Below are 23,594 nucleotides of genomic sequence, written 5' to 3'. Positions count from 1 at the left end.
TGCCAACGTTCGACGGACGTCGCGCCTCGACCGACTCACAGCCGGTGGCGGAACTCCCCGAGCGGCGGAAACGTCAGCGTCTCCTGGGTCGCCGAGTCGTAGACGAGCGGACACAGCCGATCGGGGTCGTCGACGAACGGCGAGTCGAACTCGTCGGCTGACAGGTCGTTGATCACGACGCCGGGGGCCAGCCGGTTGAACGCGGGCAACAGCAGCACGTCGGCGTCGCGGAAAGTGCCCTCGCCGTAGAGGAAACACGGATGGCGGTCGCCCTCGATCTGGACCGTCGGATGGACGTGCCCGACGAGGTAGCGGCCCGCGACGGCCGACGGCGGCTCGTGGCCGTGACAGACGACGGTTCGCGAACGGGCGGCCGTCGACGACCCCTCGACGACGTACTCGTCGTGGATCGGGCCGTCCCACGCGGCCGACAGCGCGGTGTCGTGGTTGCCCGCGACGAGCACGAGCTCGGCCCCGGCCGCGCGACACGCCGCCGCGAGGTCGGCGAGGCTCGCACGGCTCCGCTCCGAGACCCCGTCGAACGTGTGGACCACGTCGCCCGCGAAGACGACCGTCTCGGGGTCGAAGTGCGCGAGGAGCGCGTCGAGCCGTTCACGGAGGTCCTCGCGCTCGCCGAGCGGGAAGGCGACGGCGGAGGCCTCGTCGCGCCCGACGTGGACGTCGGCGACGACGAGCGTCCGGGCGGACTCGAGGAACGCGGCACGGTCACGGAGAGTGACGCCGTTCACACCCGTGCCTCGCATGGCTCCGATATAACGCCGTCGGGGGCGTCGTCGCGGAGCGTTGCTGTGCGTTACCGCCCGAAGCCGGGCACGGGATCGGCGCGCTCGGCCGTCCCGTCGGCGTGGTTGCTGGCGGTCGCGTACGCCTCCCGGACGCGCCGGAACGCGCGCTCGTCGCCGCCCTGGTCCGGGTGTACCTCCTTGACCCGCTCGCGGTACGCCCGTTTCACCGTGGCGGCCTCGGCGTCGGTCGAGAGCCCGAGCTCTTCGAACGCGTCCGCGACCGGATCGCGCGTCGATCGCGCAGCCGACGGCTGTCGGGGCCCCCACTCGGGTTCGGTCACCTCGAACGGGAGCCGGCGGCCGAGCCCGCGCCCCGGCATCTCGTGCTCACACAGGACGGTGAACACGCCCTCGCCCTTCAGCTCGAAGTAGTCGTGTGCGTCGAAGGTGATCGCGACGCCCCGCTCCGGGAGGTAAAAGGGCACGACGACGCCACCCAGGGAGTGTCCCTCGCGGAAGCGCTCGCCGATCGCCGAGAGGTACTCGCGGATCTCACGCCGTCGCCGCGCGTCGCCGTCGGTGCTCCGACCGCTCGCCGCGCTCGCCGTCGGCGGGGACAGGCGGGTCCCGAGGTAGAAGACGAGGGCGACGACGACGGAGGCCGCACCCCCGAGCGCCGTACCGACCAGCATCCACGGCGGGACGATACTGATGACGTCGGCAGTCACACCCGCCGTACGGGACGTATCCGTATGAAAGTCTCGGCGGAGCGGTCGGAGCTGTCGGTGCGGTCGGAGCGGAAAGCGTACGGTTCAGGTCGGAGCGACCGGCGTTTCGGTGGCGATCGGCGCTCTGGTGGTGGCCAGCGTTCCGGTGGCGGTCGATCCCTTGGGGTGGCGTTTCAGGTCGGCTCCTTCGCTCAGATCAGGTCCTTCGATTTGAGCCCCTCGATGATGTCGTCGACGAGGTCCTCGGCCGACTCGTAGGGGAACTCCTGGTCGCTGCCCAGCTTGGCCGCCAGCTCCATCGCGGTGAAGCTCACGTCGCCGGCCTCGAACTTCGTCCCCGGGCCGTCCGGCAGCGCGGGGACGAGGTCCATCTGGTTGTTGACGGGGTAGTCGGCGTTCTCGAAGGCGTCCGTGAACTGGCTGCGTAGCTCGGCTTCGACGTCGGTCATACCCTCACGTGTCCGGAGCGACCGCAAAAGCGTTGCGGAACCTGAAAGAACCAACACCTGGTTTATCGTTTCTCAGCGTGTCGTGCCGGATCCTTCGATCCTTTACGCGTGGGGTTTGAGACGCCGGTATGCCGTTTCCGTTCGATTACGACCTGCTGTGTGAGCTGACCGAGGCGCGGGGCGTCCCCGGCTACGAGGACGACGTCCGCGACATCGTCCGCCGCGAGTTCGCCGACACCGCCGACCGCGTCCGCACCGACGCCATGGGCAACGTCGTCGCCACGATCGAGGGCGACGGCGACTACGCGGTCGCCGTCGCCGCCCACATGGACGAGATCGGGTTCATGGTCCGTCACGTCACCGATGAGGGCTTCGTACAGGTCGACCCGCTCGGCGGGTTCGACCCGCGGGTCCTCCGCGCCCAGCGCGTGACCGTCCACGGCGAGGAGGACCTCACGGGCGTCATCGGCTCCGTGCCCCCGCACACGCTCACCGACGACCAGCGCGAGAAGGCCGACGAGGTGAAGGACGTCTACATCGACGTCGGTCGCGACGGCGAGTCGGTCGCGGAGCTCGTGAGCGTCGGCGACCTCGTCACGCTCGACCAGACGACGGCCCGGATGGGCGACCGGATCACGGGCAAGGCGCTCGACGACCGGGTCTGTCTGTTCGCGACGCTGGAGGCGGCCCGTCGGATCGAGGACCCCGACGTGACGATCCACTTCGCGGCGACCGTCCAAGAGGAGGTCGGGCTCCGCGGGGCCTACGCGCTCGGCGTCGACATCGACCCCGACCTCGCGATCGCGCTCGACGTCACGGTCGCCAACGACGTCCCGCAGATCGGCGAGGAGGCCGACGCGGTGACGCGGTTGGGCGAGGGGACCGCGATCAAGCTGAAGGACTCCTCGGTGATCACCAGCCCGAAGGTCCATCGCCGGCTCACCGACGTCGCGGAGGCGGCGGGCATCGACCACCAACACGAGGTGCTGCCCGCGGGCGGCACCGACACGGCCGGCTTCCAGCACTCCGCGGGCGCGAAGCCCGTCGGCGCGATCTCGATCCCCACCCGATACCTCCACACGGTAACCGAGACGGCGGACGCCGGCGACGTCGCGGCGACGATCGACCTGTTGACGGCGTTCCTCGAGTCCGAAACCGGCGACCACGACTACACGCTCTGAGGTCGTCGACGGATGACCGGTGTGGACGCGTTCGACGGGAACGAAGCGACGCGAAAGGCGTAGACGGCCGCGGGGTCGTCGGCGGTCGCGACAGACCAAACCCGTTTTAAGCGTCGGCGTCGAACCCCCTCCAAGGTAGATTTCCATGGAAATGCCACGTCGTTTCAACACGTACTGTCCCAACTGTGACTCCCATCAGGAGCACGAAGTGGAGAAGGTCCGATCGGGCCGTGCGACCGGTCTGAAGCGCGACGCGCGACAGCGACGCCGCGCCCTCGCGACGATCGGCAACGCCGGCGGGTACTCGAAGGTCCCCGGTGGCGACAAGCCGACGAAGAAGACGCACCTGAAGTACCGCTGTGGCGACTGCGGCAAGGCCCACATGCGCAAAGGCTGGCGCGCCGGCCGGCTGACGTTCCAGGAGTAACCATGGCAGGAAGCTTCATCCGCGTCGCCTGCGGCGACTGCGAGAACGAACAGGTCGTCTTCAGCAAGGCCGCCTCGGTCGTGTCCTGTGCGGTCTGTGGCACGACGCTCGCGACCCCGACCGGCGGGGAGGCCGAGCTCCACGGCGAGACCGTCGAAACCGTTGAGGCGCGGTAACCGCCTCACACCCCCGATATGAAGTACAGCGGTTGGCCCGAACCCGGCGAGCTCGTGGTCGGCGAAGTCGACGAGATCGCGGACTTCGGCGTCTTCGTCGACCTCGACGAGTACGAGGACAAGCGTGGCCTCTGTCACATCAGCGAGGTCGCTTCCGGCTGGATCAAGAACGTTCGCGACCACGTCCGCGAGGGACAGACGGTCGTCGCGAAGGTGTTGGAGGTCGACGAGTCCTCCGCGCAGATCGACCTGTCGGTCAAGGACGTCAACGAACACCAGCGGAAGGAGAAGATACAGGCGTGGAAGAACGAGCGCAAGGCCGACAACTGGATGCTCATCGCGCTCGGCGAGGACGTCGCCGACGAGCGGTACACCGAGGTCGCCAACGCGCTCTTAGTCGAGTACGAGTCGCTGTACGACGCCTTCGAGGCCGCCGCGATCCACGGCGAAGAGGCGCTCGACGACGTCGACATCGACGACGACGCGGCCGTGGCGGTCGTCTCCGCCGCCCGCGAGAACGTCTCCGTCCCGTACGTTGACGTCACGGGCTACGTCGACCTCGAGTCGGCGGCCCCCGACGGCGTCGACGACATCAGGGCGGCCCTGCAGGCGGCCGAGGGGAACGGGGAGGTCCCCGACGGCGTCGAGCTCGACGTCGGCTACGTCGGCGCGCCCGAGTACCGCATCAAGGTCCGTGCGCCCGACTACAAGACGGCGGAGGACCAGCTCGAGACCGCCGCGGCCCGTGCCCGGGACGCGATCGAGTCCGTCGGCGGCGTCGGTGGCTTCCACCGCGACCGCCACGAGGACGACGAGTAACGTCTCCTCGACCCTCCGCCCGTGAAATCCGACATCAGGGTCTGTTCGGCGTGGATCGACACACACGAGCGACCGGTGTACACCCTCGGCGACCGCTGTCCCGACTGCGGGGCGGCGACCGAGAACAGCGCGCCCGCCCCGTTCGGCCCCGAGGACCGGTACGGCGAGTACCGGCGTCGGGTGCGCGCCAGACGGCGCGAGTAGCCGACGTTCAACATCCTCGAAGCCGCCGGCTCGGGACTCTCGAGACGACTCGCGAGCCGCCCGGCTTGCCTCCTCGAATGACCACTCTCTTGTGACCGCCGCCCGGACGGATACGGTATGGACGATATCGAGATCGACGAAGTCGCGACGCCGGCGCTCGACGACCCGGTCCTGATCGAGGGGCTTCCGGGAGTCGGTCACGTCGGGAAGCTCGCCGCGGAGCACCTGTTGGAGGAGTTCGACGGCGAGCTCGTCCGCCGAGTGTACGCGACGGAGTTCCCGCCGCAGGTGAACGTCGACGACGAGGGGGTCGCGGAGCTCACCTGCGCGGAGTTCCACGCCGTCGAGACCGACGGCTCCGACCTGCTGGTGTTGACCGGCGACCACCAGGCGGCGTCGAACGACGGCCACTACCAGCTCACGGACGCCTTCCTCGACGTCGCCGAGGAGTTCGGCGCGAAACGGGCGTTCGCGCTCGGCGGCGTCCCGACCGGGGAGCTCGTCGAGGAGTACACCGTGCTCGGTGCGGTGTCGGACGGGGCCCTGATCGAGGAGCTGGAGGCCGCGGACGTCGAGTTCCGGCCGGACGAGCCCGCGGGTGGCATCGTCGGCGTGTCGGGGCTCGTCCTCGGGCTCGGCGGCCGGCGCGGCTTCGAGGCCGCCTGTCTGATGGGCGAGACCAGCGGCTACCTCGTGGACCCGAAGAGCGCCCGCGCGGTCCTGGAGTCGTTGGAGACGCTGCTCGATTTCGACGTCGACTACGCGACGCTCGAGGACCGCGCGGAGGAGATGGAGGAAGTCATCGGGAAGATCCGCGAGATGCAGGAGGGCCCGAGCGCGGCCGACGACGAGCTCCGTTACATCGGGTAGCTCGCCACCGGTTTCGGCCTCCGTCGCTTCGTCCGTCTTCGGTTCTCACTCGGTTGCGTTCACCCCCGCTTCCGGCAGACATAACACGGATCGACGATCATCGTTCATGTATGACAGAGGTACGCGTCGCGGGGGTCGGGCTCACGAAGTTCGGACGCCAACCGGAGCGAACGGGCCGTGACCTGTTCGCGGAGGCCGCGCTCAACGCGTTCGCGGACGCGGACGTCCCGCGGGCGGACGTCGACGCGCTCAACTACGGCAACTTCATCGGCTCGCTCGCGGAGAACCAGGGCCACCAAGCTCCCCTGATGGCGGAGGCAGCCGGGCTCCGCTGTCCGGCGACTCGCTACGAGGAGGCGTGCGCCTCCGCCGGGGTCGCGGTCCGGGAGGCCGTTCGAACCGTCCGGAGCGGCGAGGCCGACGTCGTCGTCGCCGGCGGGATGGAGCGGATGAACAACCTCGGGACGGGCGACGCCACCGCGGGGCTCTCCATCGCGGCCGACGACCTCTTCGAGATCCGCGCGGGGATGACGTTCCCGGGCGCGTACGCGCTCATGGCGCGGGCGTACTTTGACGAGTACGGCGGGGGGCGAACCGACCTCGCACACGTCGCCTCGAAGAACCACGCGAACGCGGTCGACAACGAGTACGCCCAGTACCGGCGCGAGGTCACCGTCGAGGAGGCGCTGGACGCTCCGCCGATCGCGACTCCCCTCCACCTGTTCGACGCCTGCCCGATCACCGACGGCGCGAGCGCGCTGGTGCTCGTCTCGGAGGCGTACGCGGACGCGAACGACCTCGACGCCCCCGTCGCGATCACGGGCACGGGACAGGGCACCGACAACCTCGCGCTCGGGGACCGCGAACACCTCACGCGGACGCCGGCGGCGGACGACGCGGCGGCGACCGCGTACGACGAGGCGGGGATCGGGCCGGACGACGTCGACCTCGCGGAAGTCCACGACTGCTTTACGATCGCCGAGGTGTTGGCGACGGAGTCGCTCGGCTTCTTCGCGCCCGGCGAGGGGATCTCGGCCGCCCGCGACGGCGTGACGACGGCCGACGGCGACCTCCCGATCAACCTCTCGGGCGGGTTGAAGGCGAAGGGGCACCCCGTCGGGGCGACCGGCGGGTCACAGATCGTCGAGTTGACGCGGCTGCTCCGCGGCGACCACCCGAACAGCCGACACGTCCCCGACGCGGAGGTCGCGGTCGCACACAACGCGGGTGGCACCGTCGCGAGCGCCGTCGTTCACGTGCTGGAGGTGGCCCGATGACGGGGGCGGCCGGCGACGCCGGGTACGACGAGTGGCTCGCCGCGCTGGCGGACGGCCAGGGCTTCTACCTCGAATCGCCAGCGGGACACGGGTCGCTTCCCCCGCGGCGGGTCTGTCCCCACTCGGGATCGACGGAGCTCACCGCCGAGCCGCTCCCCGAGGTCGGGACGCTCGAGACGTTCACCGTCGTGCACGTGCCGACGCCGCGGTTCGACGACGACGCGCCGTACGTCACGGCGATCGCCGACTTCGGCGCGGTCCGGCTCACCGGCGTCCTGCGTGGTGTCGATCCCGAGGCGGTCGACGGGATCGACCTGGGGATGGCGGTCGAGGCGGGCGTGGAGGAGCGGGAAACGGACGGGAAGCGGATCGTGGTGCTTCGTCCGGCGTGAGCGCGGGGGAGTTCGTCGCGGGACGTAGCGGTTAGTCGCGAGTAACCAGTTCGACCTCGTGGCCGTCCTGGTCTTTCGTGAACGCGTAGCGGTCGTTACAGGACTCGGGGTCGCGGTAGTCGGGCGCTTCGCGCTCCATGAGATCGGCCCAGGCGTCGTCGAGGTCGTCGACGCGGATCGCGAGGTGGCCCCACGCGTCGCCCATCGTGTAGGCGCGGCCGTCGTAGTTGTACGTGAGCTCCAGCGCCATCGCCTCCTCGGCGGCCCCGTCGGGCTTCATGAAGTAGTTCGCGAAGGTGTCCGACTCCCAGCGGCTGGTTTCGCCGTACTCGAACTTCCGGGTCCAGTAGCCCAGCGCGGCGTCGGCGTCCTCCACGCGGATCATCGTGTGGTCGATGCTCCACTTCTCGCCGTAGTCGCGTTTCACGATCTCGATCTCGTGGCCGTCGGGGTCCTTGACGAACGCGTAGCGGTTGTTACACGACTCCGGGTCGCGGTAGTCGTCGACGCCGCCCTCCATCAGCTCGTCGTACGACTCCTGGAGCTCGTCCTCGGGGACGCGCACGGCGATGTGGCCCCACGCGTCGCCCATCTCGTAGGACCGGTCGTCGTGGTTGTACGTGAGCTCGAGGCGCGCGCCGTCCTCGTGGTCGTTCTCGGGGCCGAGGAACACGTTCGTGAACGTGTCGGCCTCCCAACGGCCCTTCTCCTCGTAGTTCAGGTGAGTCTGGTACCAGTCGAGGCTCTCCTCGAGGTCCTCGACGCGGATCATGACGTGGTCGAACACTCCGGACATAGCCGACACGTCGGTCGCTCGCCTCAAAAGCGTACTGAAGGGGGAAGCCGAACCCCTGCCGTGACGCTCGGAGTGAGGAACACGGCGAACGGGTCGACGGGGTCGCGGCGTGCCCCTCCGGGTCCGGCAGGCACTTGGAGCCACCGACACAGGGACGAGTATGAACGCCACGTACCTACCGTACGCCCTCCTCGCGATGGGGGCCTACGCGCTCGTCTCCCCGCTCATGCGCGTCGCGACCACCGGCCCCGACGCCGTTCCGAGCGACGTCGCCGTCGTGATCTCGAACGTGCTGCTCGTCACCATGGCCGGTGGGGTGCTCGTCTACACGGGACAGGGCTTTACCACGCATCTGGGGTCGCCGAAAGTGCTGCACGTCCTCGCGGCGGGGGTGTTCCTCGGGATCGGGATCCTCGCGCTGTACCGGTCGCTGGCGCTGGGACCGGTGAGCGTCGTCACGCCGATCTTCGCGATGTTCCTCGTCTTCTCCTCGCTCATCGGAGTCCTCGTTCTCGGGGAGTCGTTCTCCGCCCGGAAGGCGCTCGGGATCGTCTTCGCGATCGTCGCCGTCTACCTCGTCTCGGGGGCCTGACGAGCCGAGAGAGGGTGCCGTTTGCGGGGTCGATTCGCGGGGTCGGTTCGCGGGGGACGGTTCCGAGAAGTACCTTCGATGGATGTCTTCGCTGGCTCTGTTGAGTTCTCCCACAGTTGAGATTTTTCACGCTCTCGATCGCTCAGTAGAGGGGGACGAATCGACCGAGCCTGGAACCGAGCGCCCGCATATAAGTGGATTGGACTAGGAAACGCCCAGCTGAGCAAACGCCAATATGAACAAGCCCCGTATAAACGATCGATCGCGGCCGTCGCGCGCGAGGTCGTCGGACTCCACCCGTCTGCCGAGGTTGGGGAGGTGTGAGGAGGCGGTGCGGGTGAGTACGGGTCCGTTCGTTCCTCGTTCGTGATCGCACCGAACACCGCTGATCCGTCACGACGCTCCACTGATACACAGCCACGGCATTCCTCCGCGATTCTTTATAAACACGACGAGCGACGACGCACCCGATACGCACTTTCCGGAGATCCACCGTTTCAGACGAGGAGCGGTCTGGAACGGAGGGTCTCAATCGAGCCTCTCCGATGGGTGCCTTCGAGGACGTACTCGAGGCCGCGCTCGAGGCGTCGAAAGCGTCGTTCACGAACCCTCACGAGCCGGTGACCGCTGCCGCGTGACGAAACGACTTTAGCCTCGCCGGGAAACTGTCGGTGTTCGCAGTGTCCCGTGTCCCCAACCCGTTCCGCCTCTTCATCCTCTACATCGGCTTCGGCCTCGCCCGCTTGGGGCTGATCGACCGCCACCGAGTCGTCCGAACGACGGACCTCGCGTGGCCCCGCATCGTCACCGGGATCGCCCGCATGTCGAAGAACGCGGTCGACGTGGCGATGGTCGGCGTCGCGGTCGGCACCAGCGCCGTCGCGGGCGTCGGCTTCGCCGGGCCGTTCTGGGGGCTCGCGTTCTCGATCGGCGGCGGCGTCGCCGGCGGGACGATCGCGTTGGTGTCCCAGCGCTACGGGGCGGAGGCGTTCCGCGAGCTCGGCGACGCGGTCCGCGCAAGCACGCTCCTCGTGGTCGTGGTCAGCCTTCCGGTGTCCGTGCTGTTCTGGACGTACCCGCACGAACTCATCTCGCTGCTGAGCAGCAACGAGCGCGCGATCGATCTGGGAGCGGACTACCTCCGGATCGTCGGGCTGGGCGTCCCGCTCGCCGGGCTCAACCTCGTCGGGAGCCGGGTGCTCGTCGGGTGTGACGACGCGTACACCGCGATGCAGGTCCGCGCCGGCGGGGCGGTGGCCAACATCTTCCTCAGCGCGTGGTTCATCTTCGGGATGGGGTGGGGCGTCGAGGGGGCCGCCGTTGGCACCGTCCTCGCGAACGTCATCGTCACCGTGGGGTTCGCGGTCGGACTCGCGTGGGGGTATCTGCCCGGCGTCGGCGCGTTCCCCGTTCGGATCGACCCGTTCGGGTCGTACCTCAACGCCGCGATGCTCCGTGACCTCGTGAAGATCGGGCTCCCCGTTGGGCTTCGGAATCTCGTCTGGACGGTCGCGGAGTTCCCGATGCTCGCCATCCTCGACGTGTTCGGCGAGAACACCGTCGCCGCGTTCGTCATCGCCCGACGGATCTGGGGGCTGATGAACACGCCAGGCTGGGGGTTCGGCCTGGCCTCGTCGAGCCTCGTCGGCCAGGAACTCGGCGTGAACGACCCGGCCGAGGCGGAGGCGTACGCGCGCGACATCATCCGGTTTTCGGTCGCGACGTACCTCGTCTCGTCGGTCCTCATCGCGTTCTTCGCCACCGACATCGTGGTGTTGTTCGCGGAGGGGCCGGAGAGCCCGGAGGTGCCCATCGCGGTGACCCTCGTGTACGCCGCCTGCTTCGCGGTGATCTTCCAGGGCGTCTCCGGCGGGGCGGCGGGGCCGCTCGACGCGGCGGGTGACACCAAGGTCCCGTTCGCGAGCCAGTTCGTCGGGATGTTCTGCGTCTCGATCCCCCTCGCGTACCTCGGGGCGACGACCGCGCTCGGCCTGTGGGGACTGTATCTGGCCTTCGTCGCCGAGACGAGCATCCCCGCGGCGATCAACTACTGGCGGTTCCGATCGGGCAAGTGGAAGGCGATAAGCAAGGCGTATCGTCCGGACGTCGCCGCCAGCGACGACTGACCGGTTCCGGAGCGGTGCGGTACCGAACGGCGGTTGGAACGCGTCTGGCTGCGAGGGGACCCGGTTGGGGGAGGTCCAGTTGGGAGAGGGTCGGTTTGGAGGATGGACTGTACGGGATCGGGACGGGCACACACCCCTCGTTTCGTCTGTTCTTTGGCTTTGAAGAGGGGGGCGGGCTGGGCGAGGGTAGGGGGGCACACCCCTCGTTTCGTCTGTTCTTCAGTTCAGTAGTGGGCAGGGGGTGGTGGCAGGATGTGGAAAGGAAGGAGGTAGGGCAAGGAGGAGAGGGAACTGGGAGAAAGAAGTGGTCAATGAGGGGGCCGTTATAAAGTGCAAGGAGAATACCTGCGCCTTTAGGCGCAGGATGAATCCGACAACTGTGGATCAAACAACGCTTGGATAACATAGCCTGAGTTTCCAATACATACTTTCAAGAGATAAGAACCGTTACACGATGGTAAGGTCAGGTCGGAACGGAGCGGATTCCGAACGACCTCCGGAGGCGGCCAGCCCGCCCACGTAACGAGGCAGTATCCGAAATGCCGACGTGGTAAACGTGAATCCTCGAAGGGTTCGTCTCGTGCCCGTCGGTTGAGCAAGCTCGAAGATAACTCCGAATCCGTTGATGCATCAGCGACTCCCTGCTGGCAAAAACAATAGGTGGGAGTCAACGATGTCGAGGATAGGAGTAACGGCGGTTTGGCACCGCCAGTCAGCCACCGACCACGACGACTGGGTTAAACGAGTTCCCGCTAAGTGGCGGCGTCCGTGGTTGCAAACCTGAAACTCCCACCGCTCGGGATTCCTCCGCGTTCACGCGGAGGAGGATATCAACAGAACGTGTCGGACTCGATCGACTGGCGCGTGTCGAGAACGATCTCCGGGTCCAGCGTCAGCTCGTACTGGTAGTGCGCGCCGCCCGCGCGCCCGGAGTTCTGTTCGGTCCGCTCGAGGAACCCGAGCATGGTCAAGTCGGCGAGGTGGTTCTGGATACTCTTCAGCGTCGTCAACGGGTCGTGGTCCCACCCGACGGCGACCCGCTCGTAGACGTCGCGTATCTCCTTGGACCGAACCGCCGTCCGATCGTCCGTTTCGAGCCGGGCGATCGCCTCGAGGATCAGCTGTCCGTGGACGGTCTGATCGCGGAGCTTGTCCTGGACGCGACCGCGCTGGACACGCTCGGCTGCGGCGGCGATGTGCTCGTCGCTGATCGTCTCGGCACCCGCCTCCTCGGCGACGTCGCCGCCCTCCCGAAGCAGGTCGATCGCCTGTCGCGCGCTTCCGGTGTCCTTCGCGGCCTTCGCCGCACACAGCGCGATCGCCGACTCCTGCGGGACGCCGTCGACGAGCGCTTTCTCGGCGCGTGCCGAGATGATCGAGCGCAGCTCCGCGGCGTCGTACGGGGAGAACGCGATCTCCTTTTCCATGAGCGTGTCCTTCACCTTCGGACTCAACGAGGAACGGAACGTGTAGTTGTTGCTGATACCGATCACGCCGACCCGCGCGTCGGTTAGGTGACCGTTCGCCCGGGCCCGTGGCAGCTCGTACAACAGCGTGTCGGGGTCCGAGAGGTGGTCGATCTCGTCGAGGACGAACATGAACGTCCCGCCGCGAGCGTCCATCTCGTCGTACAGCGTCTCGATCGCGTGCGAGGTCGACAGCCCCGTTTCGGGGAACCGATCGTCGTCCGCCCCCCGGATACTGTTTATCAACGACCGAACCGTTCGGTACACGCTATCGTCGTTGCAGTTGTGGAAGTGAACGTGCAGTTCGTCCGCGGCCGGTCGGTTCTCGATCTCGTCGGCGAGCGCGTCGAGAACGTACTCCGTGACGGCGGTTTTCCCGACTCCGGTCTTCCCGTAGACGAACACGTTCGACGGGTTCCGACCGAACAGCACGTCTTTTAAGGCGCTCCGGTAGGCGTCGATCTCGTCGTCGCGCTCGACGATCACGTCCGGACTGTACTCCTCGGAGAGGATTGCCTTCTCCCGAAAGAGGGTCTCCGTGATCCCCGAAAAGATGTCGTCGCCCATCTATCGTTCGACTTGACACGAGTATACTATATAAATTAGACGTTTTCTGTTTCGCTTGTTTCGCTTGATTTGCTGGATTCCTCATTCGGAAAGCGGTCGGAGAGAAGGGCTACAACCACAAACCGACGCGACCCAAGCCGTTCCAGTACGTGAGTTATAGCGGATCACCCACGTCACCGACCGGTCAAGAACAGACGAAACGAGGGGTGTCCCCCTATCGAACCTTCGGTGTGTGCGTCCATTTAACACACGTCCGTGTCTCGCGTTTCGGCAGGAACGTCGACGGAACCCCCTCGTCGATTCGACGGCGTTCTGCTCGATAGGGCAGGGCTCCACTCGGCAGGGAAGGTTCTTGTGAAGGCCACACCCCCGCCAACGACGTGGAACAGACGAAACGAGGGGTGTGCCCCTCACGTCCCGTTCTCCTGTCACTGACGAACCGATGACAAGTCGTCGCTGACGAGCCGCCGCTGACGGGCAGCCCTCCCAGGCAACGCCCCCACCCGTTCGAGCGCCAAGAACAGACGAAACGAGGGGTGTGTGTCCTCTCGAAACGCCTCAATTCGTTCGGAACGGCGGTCCGTGACTCGCTCTCCCGTTCTCTCCTTCCCGTTTCACACTTCTTCCCGTCTCAGCCGAAACAGCCTCCGCAGGGCGTCCCCGTACAGGACGGCCGTAAGCGCGAGAGTGACGACTGCCCCGACGGGAAGCACGCTGAACCAGCCCGTTCCCGCCGCCTGCCCGACGCCGAAGCGTCCCGCCAGCCCGACGGTCACCCACGACGTCGCCAGGGCCGCCAGCACGAGCAGCCCTCCTGTTACTCGACGGTCCTCGCGCCCGAGCGCCGCCCCCGAAGCCGCGCTCGCCACGGCGAGCAGGTGGAACCCGAGCGCGAGCGGCCAGACCTGGATGGATGCCGGCAGCGTCGAGAAGGGACGGACGTGATCGCCGAAGTACGACCAGACCGGGTAGAGGTGGATCCCAAGTCCCGAAGCGGACGGTCCGGTGTTCACGAAGCCCCATAGGCTCACCAACGTGAGGTCCCCGCTTCCCGAGGGGACGACCGCCACCGGAACGACGAGCAACAACAGCACCGCGAGCACCGATCGGCCCCCGGAGACGTCATCCCGGGGGAACGCGTCGGTTGCGTCGTTCCGGCCAGCCGTGACGTCGCCGACAGCGTCCTCGTTGCCGGCAGGATCTCCGCCTCCTCCGGCGTCCCTGTCACTCGCGGCGTCGTTCCGCAGGTTTCGCACGCTCGTCGAGACGCATTCGTCCGGAACGCGGCAGTCCGCACCGACGCCCCGAGCCGATCGTGGCATGGTCGCCTCTCGGGCGGCGGTAGGTATAGCTGGTTCGTCCGTGGGAGTTAGGTATCGCTGGTCGGGTCGTGGAAGCGCGGATCCGTCCGCGAGGAGCTGGTGCGTCCGGAGGAGTCAGCCCCTTCTCGAAGAGTCACTTCCGCGCGACGATCCGGAGCACGTCCTCGTCGGCGAGCTCGTGGCCCTTCCCGACCTGCTGTTCGTCGTGTTTCGCGCTCGGGCCCGTCACGCGTGCGAACTTGAACCGCTCCTCGAACTCCCCGCCGATCTTCTCGCAGGCGTCGCCGACGGTGTCGCCCTCGAAGAGGATCAGCGGCTCCTCGTAGTCGACGCCGCGACCCGGCTTGTCCATGTAGATCCGGACGAGTCCGAGCTCCTCCCACAGGCGCTCCCGCAGCCCGTCGAGCCCGCGCCCCTCTTCGGCGGAGATGAACACGACCTCGTCGGGGTCGAGCCCCCGCTCACGGATCTCCGCTTGGACCGTCGGGAGGTAGTCGCGGTCGATCAGGTCGGCCTTGTTCACGGAGACCATCGACGGGAGGTACACCCGGTTGTCCATGACGCCGTCGATGAGTTCGTCGATCGTCAGGTCGTGGGCGATCGTCACCTGCGCGTTGACGTAGCCGTACTCGCGAAGGACCTGTTTCACGGTCTCCTCGTCGAGGCCGACGCCGTCCCCCATCGTCACCTGGATCCCGTCCTTGTGCGTCTTCCGGACGTTGATGTTCGGCGGTTCGGTGTCGATCCGGATGTTCGTGTTGTACAGCTCCTCGGCGAGCCGGTCGTACTGTTCGATCTCGAACACGGAGAGCATGAACACGACGAGATCGGCGGTCCGAACGACCGACAGCACCTCCTTGCCGCCGCCGCGTCCGCCCGCCGCACCCTCGATCAGGCCGGGGACGTCGAGTATCTGGATGTTCGCGCCGCGGTACTTGAGCATGCCCGGGTTCACGTCGAGCGTCGTGAACTCGTAGGAGCCGACCTCGCTGTCGGCGTTGGTGAGGGCGTTGATGAGCGTCGACTTGCCGACGCTCGGGAACCCGACGAGCGCGACCGTGGCGTCGCCGTGTTTCTCGACCGCGTAACCGTGACCGCCGCCCGCAGAGGACTGGTTCTCCAGCTTCTCCTTTTTTTCCGCGAGCTTCGCCTTCAGCCGTCCGATATGTGCCTCCGTGGACTTGTTGTACGGCGTGTCGGCGATCTCCTCGCGGAGTTCTTCGATCTCTTCCTCCAGTCCCATTGGTATACGGTCCGCCGTTCGGCTCGTTAAAGTTGTTCCTTCGCGACGACGCCCCTCGACGGACCCACCGTTCGAGGACGTCCGCTCCCGTCGACCGCCCGCAGTGATCGCGTGAAGTAGTTGGAACGCCGATATTTCGACACGGTTATATCGGCGACACGTGATCGAACGAACGTCGAATGCCGGACCCGACGAGCCTCAGAGACAGCACCCAGATCGTCCTCCCGTGTCGTGCCCTCGACGGGGTCCGCGACGGGCTCCACGAGCGATTCACCGTCACGGTGTTCGAGGCGAACGGCCAATGTCGGATCATCGGCAGCCCGGTCGAGATCAAAGCCGCGAGCAGCTACCTCGCCCGACAGGGCGTCGCCGTCGCCTGAGCACGTTCTTCGAGTCCGACGCGTCAACCCACCGTTAGCGGAGATGCCCCGCCACCGGGAACCCGTCTCTGGTCATCGGCGATGAGCTGATCACTCATAAGCGGTCGACTCCAACGGAAGCGCGGCCAGCCTCGACCGACGAGAACCACGAAGGCTTTCGACCGACGAGAACCACGAAGGCTTTCGACCGACGAGAACCACGAAGGCTTTCGACCGACGAGAACCACGAAGGCTTTCGACTGGCGAGCGACTGCGGTCGGACGAAAACCATCGTCGATTACGGTCGAGTGAACGAAAACGGCCGGTCGATTACGGTCGAGCGAACGCCGGACGTCGATTCGGCCGATCAGCCGATGACGCCGACGAGCAGCTGGGCGGTGACGAGGACCAAGAACACGAGCCCGGCCGCGAACGAGCCGGCAGCGATCCCGTGGGCGTTTCCGAGCCCGCGTCCGCGAGCGCCGAAGTATGCGCCGAGAAACACGAAGCCAGTGATGAGGAGCCCGACAGCCGCGTACACGACCCCAAGCATCATCCCGGAGACGCCTTCCGGCAGCCCGAAGTCACCGACCGCCAGCACCGCGGCAGCCCCAACGCCGACGGTCACGACGACGAAGGTGATCGACCACACCGCGGGCGTCCGAACGAGCTCGCTCAGACGGTTCGATACCACCGTGTACTTGTCTCCCGATTCCTCCTCACGGGGTGGTTTCCGCTGGCCGCCGATACGTGCGACCGCGACGAACGTGGCGACGACGAGCAACCCCATCAGCACGGTACTCAATATCGTAAGCGAAACCATAGTTTCCTCGTTAGTGGTGGGTTTCGTCGTGTGTACAAATAGCCTTCGTATATGGCCACGGGAATCGGATCCGGGCGCGCTACAAAAGAGCTAAGTGCGCCATCGCCAAGGGGAACACAAGAGCAGAGCGACAAACATGATAGACTCACTTATCCTGCAACAGGGGAGTGGCTGGCGCGCGCAGGCGGAGGTCTTCGACGAGATCTTCTTCGTCTTCCTCGCGCTCGGCACGCTCGTCGGCGTCGTCGTGGTTGCATACACGCTGTGGAACGCGTACAAGTACCGCGACGACGGTGGCGAGCCGAAGGACGACTTCGATGCACCCGTTGTGGGCGAACTGCCGACCGGACAGGGCGGCCCGAAAGCCAAGAAGCTCTTCCTCTCGTTCGGGCTGAGCGCGATCGTCGTCATCAGCCTCGTCGTCTACGCGTACGGGCTCCTCCTCTACGTCGAGGAGGGACCGGACACCGACGGCGAGGGCGACATCGAGATCGTCGTCGAAGGGTACCAGTTCGGCTGGGACTACCTCTACCCGAACGGACACACGGAAACGAACGAGCTCGTCGTGCCCGCCGACGCCCGGATCGACCTCGCGGTGACATCACGGGACGTCTGGCATAACTTCGGTTCATCAGAGTTACGCTTCAAAGCCGACTCTATCCCGGGTGAAACCGCCCATACGTGGTTCTCCGTCTCCTCCGAGGAGGTCGAAGCCCAGGGCGGCGAGGCGACGTTCCTCGTCGAATGCTTCGAGCTCTGTGGCTCCGGGCACTCGGCGATGGACGGGCAGATCACGGTCCTCCCACAGGACGAGTGGGAGGAGTGGTACGAGGGGACCCAAACGGATGACGAAGACGACGACAATGACACCGACAACGACGACGGGAACGGTGACGAGGGTGGTGACTGACAATGGCTGACCTCCCGCCGACGACCTCGGTCCGCCGCTGGCTCGTCACGACCAACCACAAGGACATCGGGATCCTCTACACGATCACCGCGCTGTTCTTCCTGCTGTTCGGCGGCGTGCTCGCGCTGCTGATCCGCTTACAGCTGTGGGACCCCGCGAACCAGGTCATGTCCGGGCTCGCGTACAACGAGGCCGTGACCGCCCACGGGCTGATAATGGTGTTCTGGTTCCTCTCGCCGTTCGCGTTCGGCTTCGCGAACTACTTCGTCCCCCTGCAGATCGGGGCCGACGACCTCGCGTTCCCGCGGCTGAACGCGCTCTCGTACTGGATGTACCTCTTCTCGGGCGTGCTGCTCGGGATCAGCTTCTTCCAGGGTGGGACGCTCGACGCGGGCTGGACGATGTACGCCCCGCTGAACGTCCCGATGTACACGCCGAGTATCGGGTCGACCGGGGCCGTCCTCGCGCTGTTCATGTTCGTCGTCGGCGTCACCGCGTCGACGGTGAACTTCCTCACGTCGATACACCACTCCCGGGCCGAAGGGATGGGCCTGATGGACATGCCGATGTTCACGTGGTCCATCCTCGCGACCGTCTGGATGATGCTGTTCGCGTTCGCGGCGCTGCTCGCCGTCGGCCTCATCCTCGCGTCCGACCGCGTGCTCGGCAGCGTCTACTTCTCCGCGACGGAGGGGGGGTCGCTGCTGTGGGGGCACCTGTTCTGGTTCTTCGGCCACCCAGAGGTGTACATCGTGTTCTTCCCGGCGCTCGGGGTGATGTTGGAGCTGTTCCAGACCTTCTCCGGCCGGCGGCTCGTCGGTCGGAAGTGGGTGATCATCTCGATCTGTCTGATCTCGGTGCAGTCGTTCCTCGTGTGGATGCACCACATGTTCCTGACGACGATCAACCTCGAGATCAAGACGCTGATGATGGCGACGACGATCGGGATCTCGCTGCCGTTCGACCTCCTCGTCTTCGCGCTGATCTACACGCTGATCAAGGGGCGGATCCAGTTCACGACGCCGTTCCTCTTCGCGTTCGGCGCGCTCCTGCTGTTCATCCTCGGGGGCATCACGGGCGTCTTCCTCGGCGCCATCGTCCTCGACTACGAGTTCCGCGGCACCTACTGGGTCGTCGCACACTTCCACTACGTGATGTTCGGCGGTGCGACCGCGCTGTTCGGCGGAGCGTACTACTGGTTCCCGAAGATGACGGGGAAGATGTACGACGAGTTCCTCGGAAAGGTCCACTTCGTCGTGTTCTTCATCGGCTTCAACGCGGTGTACTTCTCGATGTTCCTCGCGTGGGAGACCCCGCGCCGCGTCTACGAGTACAACCCCGCGTTCCAGGGCATGCACCAGGCCGGGACGATCGGCGCGTTCCTCCTGGGGGCGTCGTTCTTCATCATGTTCTACAACTTCGCGAAGTCGTACGTCTCCGGCCCCGACGCCGGCGACAACCCGTGGGACTACTCGCGAACCGCCGAGTGGGCGATCTCGTCGCCGCCGCCGCTCGAGAACTGGCCGAACCGGCCGTCGTACGCCTCCGGCAAACTCGAGTTCGTGAAGGACTACGTTCCGGACGGCGGCCCCGCGGTGAAGGCCGACGAGGACGGCAACGCGGTCACTGACGGCGGCGACAGCCACTCCGAGCACATCCGGAACTACCCGTACTGGGACAAACACCCGAGCCACGCCAGCATCTGGCCGATACTGTTGTCGCTCGCGACGGGTATCATGCTCCTGGGCCTCTCCGGGTTCAACAACTCGACCGAGTTCCACTTCGGCGACAGCGTCTCGCAGTTCTCGGTCGAGGTCCTCAATCCGGTGTACCCGACGCTCACGGTTCTCGGTCTGTTGGGACTGATCTGGGCCGGGTGGAAGTGGGGCGCTGAGGACTTCTACGCGCCGCCCAGCGAGTTCGGTGAGCGGTGGCCCTTCGAGGGCGTCGAGAAGGTGAAGCTGGGGATGTGGTTCTTCCTCGCGTCCGACGTGATCGTCTTCGGCGCGTTCATCTCCGCGGCCGTGTTCATCCGCTGGAACGCCGGCTGGATGTCGTGGGAGCCGATCCCGGCGTCGCTGCCCGGCCTGATAAACACGTTCGTGCTGCTCACCTCGTCGTTCACGGTGATCCTGGCGCTCGTTGCCGCCCACCGTCAGCACCGGACGGGGCTGCTCGCGTCCATCGGAGCGACGATGCTGCTCGGGTTCACCTTCCTGGCCGTGAAGGCTTGGGAGTGGTGGGAGAAGATCTACGTCGACGGGGTCTACCTAGCGACGGTGCCCGAGGGCTACTCGGCGATCCAGGCCAGCGTCTACTTCGTGACGACGGGGCTCCACGCGGTCCACGTCATCGGCGGGCTGCTCATCGCCATGTTCCTGTTCGTTCGCGCCTACCGGGGCGCATACATGGAGGACGGCCGGCCGGTCGAGTACTTCGGCCTCTACTGGCACTTCGTCGACATCGTCTGGGTGTTCCTCTTCCCGCTGTTCTACCTCTTCTGAGGGGGTGCGGGACCCCGGGCGGTTCGGTTCTTTTCGGTTCTTTTCGGTTCTTTTCGGTTCTTTTCGGTTCTTTTCGGTTCGGTGTGCTTCGGTTCGACTCCTTTCGATTCGGTTCTCTTCGCCCCCTCGTCGCGAGTCCGATTCGTCTCGCTCGCGACGGGAGGAACCAACCGTCGGAAGCTCGCGTTCCGAACGCGGGTCTCATGGAAGGAACGGAACTGGTGTCGTGAAAACGGCAGCGACGCTCTTGGCATCGGACGTACGAACAGAACGCCCCGCCCGGAGTCGGATCGACGCTTGTCGGCGAGTCAGTTCCCGTCCGGCTTCGGGAGGTCCTCGGTGCACCAGTGACAGAAGTCGAGCTCAGCGTCGACTTCCCGGCCGCAGTGGGGGCACTCGACGACCCGCGGCGCCTCGGGCGGGACCGCCGCTCCCGCCGGCGCGCTCGCGTCGCCTTCGGGGGCGACCCGATCGGTGCCGGCGACGCCGACGGACGCCGACTCGAGGTCGCGGTTGTGACGGACGGCGACGACGTAGGCGTCGATCACGCTGGCGGCGATGACGGCGAACACCGGGAAGAGGTCGCCGATCGGGACCCCTGTGCCGGCGTACAGCTGTTCGATGGCGGCTTCGGGGACGAACAGGATCCCAACCGCCGTGACCGCGAGGAACCACCCGAACGCCCGCCCCCACCGCCGGAGATACGCGTGTCCGAGCCCGGTGACCAGTAGCGCCAACACCACGGCCAACCACGGCCGCTTGCGGCTCGTCTCGCTCATGCTACGGTGGTTCGGTACGGCAGTAATGAGTGTTGGGACTCCGGCGGGGCGAGGCGTCGGTTACGCGCCACCGCTCGCCCGCCCCTCGCTCCTCGTCTGTCATCGCTCGCTTGTTCACCCGTCCCGTGTTATCATCCGTCCCGTACCACCGCCTGCCCCGTGCCACCATCCGTCCCGTACCACCGTCGGGTCACTGCCGCCGGTAGCGCTCGGAGCGTTTATGCCGTTGACGCGCCGAACACGCGTATGATGACTGCGGTCATGACCCTCGGGTTTCCGACGGGCCAGCTCCTCTACGGGCTGTGGTACGCGCTGCTCGGCGTCGCGTTCTGGACCGGCGGGTTCGTCGTCGCATACTTCCTGTGGAAGCGCTGGCGCGGCGACGGGCCGCGCTCGGATGGTTAATTCTTTAAGCCCGCGAGCCAAGACTCAACTGAATAATGGCGTCCGACTCCGTGAAACTCTATACGGCGATTTACGTCGCTCTACTCGTCCTGGCGTTCTCGAAGTTCGTCTTCTTCGAGTTCCCCGAGTACTTCACGTACGGCCAGGCGTTCGCCGGCACGATGGTGGCCGCCGCGATCAAGTCCGTCCTCATCGTCGGCTACTTCCAGCACCTCCGCTGGGAGAACAAGTCGCTCACGTACCTGATGCTGCTCGCGCTCGGACTGGCGATGCTGCTGATGGCGGCCGCGACGTACTCCATTACGTAGTGTCCCGCCGCCCGACGTAACGCACCGACGACGACTGGTTCGACCGACACCCCATCGACGGCGGTCGTCGTTCTGTGACCGTCTCCTTCCGTCTCGACCGTCCCGCTCGTGCAGACCGTTCAGCCTCCTCCGCCCCACCCGTTCTTCCCCCTCCGCCCCGCCTGTTCTTCCTCCTCTATCCCACCCGTTCTTCCTCCTCCGTCACGAACCGTTTCCCTGTCCCGTCGACGGTCCGTCTCAACCGTCGGTCACCGCCACGGCAGGCATCTGCCGACTCGCTGGTCACTATCCGACTGCAGCTTTTAGTAGTCGGACACGGATACGTTCCATATGGAGCTCCGAGCCGCGACGCCGGAGGACATCGACGAGGTACGCTCCGTCGCACGCGCCTCGTTGTCGTCCTCGTACGGCCACGCGCTGGACGAACCGTTGTTGGACGACGTCGTTGAACGGTGGTACGACGCGGACGAGCTCGGCGACGACATCGTCGACCCGGACACCGTGTTTCCGGTCGCCGTCGCGGACGGCGCGGTCGCCGGCTTCGCCGAGAGCTACGTCCAACGCCGCCGCGAACGGGTCGGCGAGATCGACTGGCTGCACGTCCACCCCGACTATCGCGGTCGGGGGCTCGGCTCTCGCCTGCTCGAGTGGGTCGAAATCCGGCTTCGGGAGGCCGACGTCGCCAGCATCGAAGGGCGCGTCCTCGCCGAGAACGCGGACGGGACGGGCTTTTACGAGAGCGAAGGGTACGAGCTCGCCGGCGAGCACACGGTCGACATCGGTCGCGAGACGTTCGTCGAACGGCGGTACCGAAAGCGACTGAGCACGGCGGAGGCAACGAGGAGGGAGTCGTACGAGACGGAGGACGGCGAGACGGTGTACATCGCCTTCGAGGAGAGCGACCGTGGCTCCGACGCGCCCTTTTATGCGGTCTACTCCGACGAGGAGCACACCGAACGCTACGGCTACCTCTGTGGGGCCTGTGAGAGCCTCCGCGTCGCGGTCGACACGATGGACCGCATCGAGTGCCAGACGTGTGAGAACCGCCGCCGACCGACGCGCTGGGACGCGGCGTACTTATAACGTCTCCTTGACGCCGAGGACGCTCTCTTCCTTCTCGCGGCCGGGGTCCCACTCGTCGCCGTCGCGGTCGGCGGCACGGTGCTCCTCGACGGTTCGCGCCATCGCTTCGTCGACGGGCGTGGATTCCCAGCCGAGCGCCGCGAGCTTACACGTGTCGAGCAGGTGCGGGTACTCCCGATAGAGGACGAAGTCGTCCGGCGTGAGACCGCCGGCGGCGAGCGCGTCCGCCCCCGCGTGAACGACCTCGCAGTCGGTGTCGGCGGCGTCGGCGACGAGCCCGATCGTCTCCGTCAGCGTCACGGCGCGCCGGTCGCCGACGTTGTACGCCTCGCCGGGCTCACCGCGTTCGGCGACGACTCGAAGCGCGCTCGCGACGTCCTCGACGTACGCGCGGTGCCAGAGGTTCTGTCCGTCGCCCGGAACGATGACGCGGTCGTGTGCGATCACGCGGTCGATCCAGTAGTCGAGCCGCTCGGTGTAGTCGTACGGCCCGTAGACGATACACGGGCGGACCGCCATCGCGTTGACGCCCCGCTCGGCGGCCTCGAAGACGGCACGGTCGCCGCCCGCCTTCCGGTTGCCGTAGGTGTCGGCGTCGTCGCGGTCGGCCTGTGCGGGCGTACAGGGACGAAGCGGCGTCTCGTTCTCGCGTTTGGGGACGTGCTCCTCGGCGTAAGCTGCCCCCGACGAGACGTAGACGTATCCGTCGACGTCGGCGAAGACGTCCGTCGCGGCGTCGACGTCCGCGGGACGGTACGCGACGCAGTCGATGACGACGTCCGGGTCCACCGAGAGCTTCGCCGTTCGGAGGTCGGTTTCGTTCGTCCGATCGCCCTCGACGTGGGTGACGAGTTCCTCGTCCGCGAACGGGTTCTCGTGCGTGCCACGGTTCAACATCGCGACCTCGTAGCCGTTCGCCAACAGCTCCGCGACGGTGTGGCGGCCGATGAACCGTGTGCCGCCGATGACGAGTGCGGTATCGCTCATGTGAGTCCCTCCACACGGCCCGAGCAAAAGGCGTGTGGTGTGTCCGCCGGGTCGT

The 23,594-nt window shown here is 66.5% G+C and carries 26 protein-coding genes; 16 read left to right on the top strand and 10 right to left on the bottom strand.

Translation table 11 applies throughout. The annotated features are described in order from the left end of the window. Positions 1-35: 35 nt before the first annotated feature. From GRS48_RS10085 to GRS48_RS10075, 3 genes are all read right to left on the bottom strand, one after another. A complete protein-coding gene (locus GRS48_RS10085) occupies positions 36-764 on the bottom strand; it encodes a metallophosphoesterase (RefSeq protein ID WP_159486070.1) in 729 nt (242 codons plus the stop codon). A gap of 50 nt (positions 765-814) precedes the next feature. Then, positions 815-1,474, bottom strand: coding sequence for a J domain-containing protein (locus tag GRS48_RS10080; protein ID WP_321168388.1), 660 nt, complete (start codon positions 1,472-1,474; stop codon positions 815-817). A 191-nt stretch (positions 1,475-1,665) separates the two neighbouring features. Then, complete coding sequence (locus tag GRS48_RS10075; protein ID WP_159486068.1) at positions 1,666-1,923, bottom strand: MTH865 family protein; 258 nt, start codon at positions 1,921-1,923, stop codon at positions 1,666-1,668. Between the two features lie 128 nt (positions 1,924-2,051). Here GRS48_RS10075 and GRS48_RS10070 point away from each other — a divergent pair, with 128 nt between their 5' ends. The 8 genes from GRS48_RS10070 (at position 2,052) to GRS48_RS10035 (ending at position 7,269) form a co-directional block, all read left to right on the top strand. Continuing rightward, positions 2,052-3,104: a M42 family metallopeptidase gene (locus GRS48_RS10070; protein ID WP_159486066.1), complete on the top strand. Its 1,053-nt coding sequence runs from the start codon at positions 2,052-2,054 to the stop codon at positions 3,102-3,104. Between the two features lie 145 nt (positions 3,105-3,249). Continuing rightward, complete coding sequence (locus tag GRS48_RS10065; RefSeq protein ID WP_159486064.1) at positions 3,250-3,531, top strand: 50S ribosomal protein L44e; 282 nt, start codon at positions 3,250-3,252, stop codon at positions 3,529-3,531. A gap of 2 nt (positions 3,532-3,533) precedes the next feature. Beyond that, positions 3,534-3,707, top strand: coding sequence for a 30S ribosomal protein S27e (locus GRS48_RS10060; RefSeq protein WP_159486062.1), 174 nt, complete (start codon positions 3,534-3,536; stop codon positions 3,705-3,707). An 18-nt stretch (positions 3,708-3,725) separates the two neighbouring features. Continuing rightward, on the top strand, positions 3,726-4,526 hold the full coding sequence (locus GRS48_RS10055; protein ID WP_159486060.1) for a translation initiation factor IF-2 subunit alpha: 801 nt from the start codon (positions 3,726-3,728) through the stop codon (positions 4,524-4,526). Between the two features lie 21 nt (positions 4,527-4,547). Then, positions 4,548-4,730 (top strand): RNA-protein complex protein Nop10, encoded by a 183-nt coding sequence (locus GRS48_RS10050; RefSeq protein ID WP_321168387.1) that lies wholly within the window; start codon positions 4,548-4,550, stop codon positions 4,728-4,730. Positions 4,731-4,847: 117 nt separating this feature from the next. Next, complete coding sequence (locus GRS48_RS10045) at positions 4,848-5,600, top strand: proteasome assembly chaperone family protein (protein ID WP_159486058.1); 753 nt, start codon at positions 4,848-4,850, stop codon at positions 5,598-5,600. Between the two features lie 110 nt (positions 5,601-5,710). Continuing rightward, a complete protein-coding gene (locus GRS48_RS10040; RefSeq protein WP_159486056.1) occupies positions 5,711-6,877 on the top strand; it encodes a thiolase domain-containing protein in 1,167 nt (388 codons plus the stop codon). Beyond that, positions 6,874-7,269 carry a Zn-ribbon domain-containing OB-fold protein gene (locus tag GRS48_RS10035; RefSeq protein WP_159486054.1) on the top strand — a complete coding sequence of 132 codons (396 nt, stop codon included), beginning with the start codon at positions 6,874-6,876 and terminating at the stop codon, positions 7,267-7,269. Before GRS48_RS10040 ends, GRS48_RS10035 begins: the two co-directional genes overlap by 4 nt. Before the next feature lie 31 nt (positions 7,270-7,300). On the opposite strand, the gene GRS48_RS10030 is transcribed toward GRS48_RS10035, so the two are convergent. Then, on the bottom strand, positions 7,301-8,065 hold the full coding sequence (locus tag GRS48_RS10030; protein WP_159486052.1) for a VOC family protein: 765 nt from the start codon (positions 8,063-8,065) through the stop codon (positions 7,301-7,303). 160 nt (positions 8,066-8,225) lie between these two features. Between GRS48_RS10030 and GRS48_RS10025 the strand changes: the two genes are divergently transcribed. Both GRS48_RS10025 and GRS48_RS10020 read left to right on the top strand, forming a co-directional pair. Further along, positions 8,226-8,657 carry an EamA family transporter gene (locus GRS48_RS10025; RefSeq protein ID WP_159486050.1) on the top strand — a complete coding sequence of 144 codons (432 nt, stop codon included), beginning with the start codon at positions 8,226-8,228 and terminating at the stop codon, positions 8,655-8,657. A 680-nt stretch (positions 8,658-9,337) separates the two neighbouring features. Then, positions 9,338-10,783 carry an MATE family efflux transporter gene (locus tag GRS48_RS10020; RefSeq protein ID WP_321168386.1) on the top strand — a complete coding sequence of 482 codons (1,446 nt, stop codon included), beginning with the start codon at positions 9,338-9,340 and terminating at the stop codon, positions 10,781-10,783. An 830-nt stretch (positions 10,784-11,613) separates the two neighbouring features. On the opposite strand, the gene GRS48_RS10015 is transcribed toward GRS48_RS10020, so the two are convergent. The 3 genes from GRS48_RS10015 to GRS48_RS10005 all read right to left on the bottom strand — a co-directional run bounded on the left by GRS48_RS10015 (position 11,614) and on the right by GRS48_RS10005 (position 15,381). Next, positions 11,614-12,816 carry an orc1/cdc6 family replication initiation protein gene (locus tag GRS48_RS10015; RefSeq protein ID WP_159486048.1) on the bottom strand — a complete coding sequence of 401 codons (1,203 nt, stop codon included), beginning with the start codon at positions 12,814-12,816 and terminating at the stop codon, positions 11,614-11,616. A 614-nt stretch (positions 12,817-13,430) separates the two neighbouring features. Next, the gene (locus GRS48_RS10010) at positions 13,431-14,138 is read right to left on the bottom strand and encodes a TIGR04206 family protein (protein ID WP_159486046.1); all 708 of its coding nucleotides are present in this window, start codon (positions 14,136-14,138) and stop codon (positions 13,431-13,433) included. Between the two features lie 133 nt (positions 14,139-14,271). Continuing rightward, complete coding sequence (locus GRS48_RS10005; protein ID WP_159486044.1) at positions 14,272-15,381, bottom strand: GTP-binding protein; 1,110 nt, start codon at positions 15,379-15,381, stop codon at positions 14,272-14,274. Between the two features lie 179 nt (positions 15,382-15,560). On the opposite strand from GRS48_RS10005, the gene GRS48_RS10000 reads away from it, so the two are divergent. Then, a complete protein-coding gene (locus tag GRS48_RS10000; protein WP_159486042.1) occupies positions 15,561-15,761 on the top strand; it encodes a hypothetical protein in 201 nt (66 codons plus the stop codon). Positions 15,762-16,107: 346 nt separating this feature from the next. Here GRS48_RS10000 and GRS48_RS09995 read toward each other — a convergent pair whose 3' ends face one another. Then, positions 16,108-16,563 carry a hypothetical protein gene (locus GRS48_RS09995; RefSeq protein WP_159486040.1) on the bottom strand — a complete coding sequence of 152 codons (456 nt, stop codon included), beginning with the start codon at positions 16,561-16,563 and terminating at the stop codon, positions 16,108-16,110. Between the two features lie 136 nt (positions 16,564-16,699). Here GRS48_RS09995 and coxB point away from each other — a divergent pair, with 136 nt between their 5' ends. Further along, on the top strand, positions 16,700-17,473 hold the full coding sequence (coxB, locus tag GRS48_RS09990) for a cytochrome c oxidase subunit II (RefSeq protein WP_159486038.1): 774 nt from the start codon (positions 16,700-16,702) through the stop codon (positions 17,471-17,473). Positions 17,474-17,475: 2 nt separating this feature from the next. After that, a complete protein-coding gene (locus tag GRS48_RS09985) occupies positions 17,476-19,977 on the top strand; it encodes a cbb3-type cytochrome c oxidase subunit I (protein ID WP_159486036.1) in 2,502 nt (833 codons plus the stop codon). A gap of 308 nt (positions 19,978-20,285) precedes the next feature. Here the strand turns inward: GRS48_RS09985 and GRS48_RS09980 are convergent, their stop codons facing one another. Further along, on the bottom strand, positions 20,286-20,756 hold the full coding sequence (locus GRS48_RS09980) for a zinc ribbon domain-containing protein (RefSeq protein ID WP_159486034.1): 471 nt from the start codon (positions 20,754-20,756) through the stop codon (positions 20,286-20,288). A 246-nt stretch (positions 20,757-21,002) separates the two neighbouring features. On the opposite strand from GRS48_RS09980, the gene GRS48_RS09975 reads away from it, so the two are divergent. The 3 genes from GRS48_RS09975 to GRS48_RS09965 all read left to right on the top strand — a co-directional run bounded on the left by GRS48_RS09975 (position 21,003) and on the right by GRS48_RS09965 (position 22,552). Further along, complete coding sequence (locus GRS48_RS09975; RefSeq protein ID WP_159486032.1) at positions 21,003-21,161, top strand: hypothetical protein; 159 nt, start codon at positions 21,003-21,005, stop codon at positions 21,159-21,161. Positions 21,162-21,196: 35 nt separating this feature from the next. After that, a complete protein-coding gene (locus GRS48_RS09970; protein WP_159486030.1) occupies positions 21,197-21,469 on the top strand; it encodes a cytochrome C oxidase subunit IV family protein in 273 nt (90 codons plus the stop codon). A gap of 330 nt (positions 21,470-21,799) precedes the next feature. Further along, entirely contained in the window at positions 21,800-22,552 is a 753-nt protein-coding gene (locus tag GRS48_RS09965) for a GNAT family N-acetyltransferase (protein WP_159486028.1), read from the top strand. On the opposite strand, the gene GRS48_RS09960 is transcribed toward GRS48_RS09965, so the two are convergent. Next, positions 22,547-23,539, bottom strand: coding sequence for an NAD-dependent epimerase/dehydratase family protein (locus tag GRS48_RS09960; RefSeq protein WP_159486026.1), 993 nt, complete (start codon positions 23,537-23,539; stop codon positions 22,547-22,549). The two genes, GRS48_RS09965 and GRS48_RS09960, sit on opposite strands and share 6 nt — an antisense overlap. Positions 23,540-23,594: the final 55 nt, after the last annotated feature.

It is taken from the genome of Halorubrum sp. JWXQ-INN 858 (assembly GCF_009806985.1).
Taxonomy (GTDB): domain Archaea; phylum Halobacteriota; class Halobacteria; order Halobacteriales; family Haloferacaceae; genus Halorubrum.
The sequence above is the reverse complement of the archived record's forward strand: the minus strand, read 5'-3'. Positions and strand labels throughout refer to the sequence as shown.